The sequence below is a fragment of the bacterium genome (genome assembly GCA_035527515.1).
In the GTDB taxonomy this organism is placed as follows: domain Bacteria; phylum B130-G9; class B130-G9; order B130-G9; family B130-G9; genus B130-G9.
In genome coordinates, this window is the sequence record DATLAJ010000067.1 from 1 (window position 1) to 3,700 (window position 3,700).

Consider the following 3,700-nt stretch of genomic DNA (forward strand, 5'->3'; position numbering starts at 1 on the left):
CGAAAGCGATCTGTGCAGATGGTGTTTGACCTGCTTTCTTGTGCGCTTGGGCCGCTCACACGAGAAGACATTCTTCACCTGATGCCGAAGGAGGCTGGCTTCAACTTTCATATCCTAAGAGAGGCGATCAAGCCCCTTGACCGCTTTGTGGTTGGCGACGGTCAAGGACAAGGCTATGTTTTCAGTCATCCTCGGCTGCGTGAGCACTTCTGTGAAATGTTATCAGAACGAGATAGATGCCGGTGGGAGAGACGGTTTACCGCCTATGGGCAAGGGACCATAGGACACCTCAAGAAAGGGCTTACCCCAAAAAAAGTATCTCACTATGTAGTGGAGCATTATGGAGATCACCTTGTCCGATCCGGCAGTGATCTTCACATGCTTGAGCCACTTGCCAGCGATGTTTGGCGACGGGCTTGGCTTGTCGTCGGCGGGTATCACGGTGGTTTTCTGGCTGACGTGGAAAAGGTGTGGAAGCAAGCTGAAAAAGCTGACGCGAGAGCGTGGGAGGAAGGCATTATCCCGCCCCATCTGGGAACTGAAATACGGTGTGCTCTGATCGTCGCGAGCGAGCTGAGCGTGGCGAGGAATTTGTCGGCTTTTTTGCTGATCGCGCTTGTGAAGAATGGGCTTTGGCCAGCAAATCGGGCGATAGCATACGCTCGCGTGATGAATGATCCGGCAGAACAGGCCGAGTGCTATGCAGCTGTGGCAGAGCTCGTACCCAGCCCGACGCGTGAGGACCTGTTTGCTGAAGCCATTGGCGCGATCGATGATCTTGAACAGGAAGCTGACAAGGCCCGGTTGATAGCAAAGATCGTACCCTACCTTGCTGATCCATTACAGCAAACCACCGTCCTGACGCATGTCGGAGCCATTCCTAGCGAGAGTTGGCGAGCAAGGGCGCTGACGGCCTTTGCCGGTCGAATGACGCCCTCTGTGGCCGAACAAGCTATCGGTTACGCAGATAGGCTTGCCCACCCGGATCTCCGCCGAATGATCTTGTGCTTCTTTGCTGAACACCTACCGAAGCCAACGAGAGACAAATTGATAGAGCAGATGCTAGGTATAGCCGGCGGCGAGGAGACTGATCTACAGGCGGCAAGGTTGGCTTGGCTAGGTCCCTGTCTGCCCGACAATGTGCTAGAGACAGCCTGCAAGTCACTAGTTCGTTGCTGGAGCGACAGACATTCTTTTCGGAACTGGGGTCTTACAGACGGGATTCGCGTGAAGGTGGGACTGCTCCCTCGTGGCACCCCGCGTTTGGATGCTCACGCACTGTGCCTCGGAATCCCCGGCGTGGACATAGAACTCCTCAGACGAGTGGCGCGACAAATGCCCATCGTCGCTCTGCACGATTGTCTGACTTGCGTCCAGTCCGCTTGGCCGATCGATGCTTGGGCCAATGGGTTTACCGTGGTTGCGCCCTTTCTCCCACGGGGACTGCTGCGAAAAGTATTGGACTCGACTAAGCGTATCAAGGAACCGAGAGAGAGGGGAAGGGCCCTGGCGGCCCTCAGTTGCGGCTTTCCAGAAAAGGAGCGAAAACGGATACTTAGGAAAGCGGTTGCGCAAGCCCAACGGACTCTGGGGGACGCCGATGAACGCGCCCAATCACTTGCGGCGCTTGTGGCAGCCTTGCCCGCCTCAATGGCGGAAGCGGCATTTGCCACCATAACGGATATTGTTAATGGTCGAACTCGCAACTATGCAATTCTTCGCTACATTCCACGTTTGCCAGATGTGTTAATTCCCAGAGCAATAGAACTTCTCAACCTGCCACCTGCTATCCTCGACCGAAGTCGGGCGGCGGCGGCAATGGCACAAGAACTGGACGGGCGAGCGAAAGAACTTCTAGTTAACAGGTCTCTAAACGCAATTACGCGGGCCCACAACGAAGACGAGCAGGCGGGCAGCCTCTGTGCAATGATGTCCACATTTTCTGAAAAGCACATGCAGCAGGCATTCGGACTTGCAGTTGCGATGAGGAGCGAAATCAACCGTTCAGCGGTACTCTCTGCCATGGTCTCTCCTCGCCTTTCGGAGCCGCTAAGGGGGAGAGTGCTATGGGCATTGCTGGCCGCGGCGGATGGCCTGCCGTACGAAGGGAGCCAAGCACGGGTGTTGCAGCGTGTAGGGCCGCTTCTCCGTGGAAGTCTTGCCAAGAGGGCATTTGAGCAAGCCCGGCGGCTTACTGGGGCGTATTGTCGTGCAGTAGCCCTTGCCTCAATTCTGCCATCTATGGACGTGAATCTCAGGAAGGAAGCGTCGCGAGAAATGCTGGTTGCCGTACGAGAGCGGATGATGGAAGGGGGACAGGTGGTATTTGATCTTGTCAATGCAAGTCTCAGCGAGGCTTTCACGAGCAGTCTACTTGAAATCATTGAGGCAACGAAAGATGACTGGGTCAGGGCGCAGGATCTGGCTGCTTTGGTTCCGGTTCTAAGGCCTACGATGTTGAGGCGGGCCATTGCCATAGCCTTGACTTGCCGAAGGCCGGAATCGCGGGCGACAGCATGTGTATCACTCGTGCCTCGAATGGACGGTCATGATAGACAGGCGATAGTAGATGAAGCACGTAAGGCGATACGACAGGTTACGGTTAGCGGGCTGCGTGCGAAGCTACTCGTGAGTATTGCTGCGGATCTGTCTGAATCGGGCCTCGCCGATGCGCTAAGAGCCATAGAAGTATCTGGCTGGAGTATCTCATATGAGATGTTGCGGGATATGGCGCCTTATCTGTGCGATTCGCTGTGGCCGGAAGCGATTTCTGTGGGCATTGGTCTGAATAGGTCTGAGGAGCACGTTGTACGAGACCTTGCTGGGCCGTGGTCGAATGTGGCTGTAGGGTTGCTGCTTGGGAGAGCACGGCGCATCGCGGACGACGTAAACAGGGCTGAAACGCTCGCTGAACTCGCGTTGAAGCTGCCGGAACAACAAGGAGTTGAAGTCTTGCGAGAATCTGTTGGCATAGCTATCACGGCTTGCAAGCATGGCGAAGCAAAACGTGCTCTTCGCTTTCTTAGGACGCGCATTCCAGGGCCGATGAAAGCTCGCATTGCCACGAAGGTGTTTCGGGGGTTGAGTGCATCAGTATCAAACGATTTGATGAAGGAATGGGTACTTTACATGAGGGATATTATTCGCTCAAAGGAGGCACGTATTTTATGGAGGAAAACGCTACGTCTCATGGCCCAGCAACAGCGGCGTGATCTCATAATGCAACTGGCTGATCTGGCGCCTGCTCTGGGTTCAGTTGGCGGGCAGCGTGCGGCGGCGCAGATTGCGCAAGCGATCATGGATGTCGGCCGATGGTGGAGCTGAGGCAAGGGCCGCGATCTTGTGTAGTCTTGACTTGGGGGACAGGAAGCGATGCGATATAACGAAGTGGCCAAAAGAAGCAAAGAGATGATTATATGATTTGCAGCAGGCCCTTGTTCGAGTGCTCTCAAGCGAATGTGCGTTGGCTGCAGCATAGGACGGGTTCAGGACCAAGGCCTCTTTCCATTACATGAGAAAGAGGGCCGTGTCACGTCAGATGACAAGCCCAAGGTGAAACAAATGGCAGGACAAAAACCAATAGCTAAGTTTAGAGCCGGCAGCGTATCGTGTGCGCTGTTCGAGAACGACATACCCGTGAACGGGACAACAAAGACCATTTTGAAGGCGAGCATCCAGAGGCGGTACAAAGACAAGAACG

1 protein-coding gene is annotated in these 3,700 nt (G+C 55.0%); it reads left to right on the forward strand.

Annotation, left to right across the window (positions count from 1 at the left end):
* Positions 1–3,324: hypothetical protein (locus VM163_05220; GenBank protein HUT03273.1), on the forward strand; the 3,324-nt coding region annotated here is incomplete at its 5' end.
* Positions 3,325–3,700 lie beyond the last annotated feature (376 nt).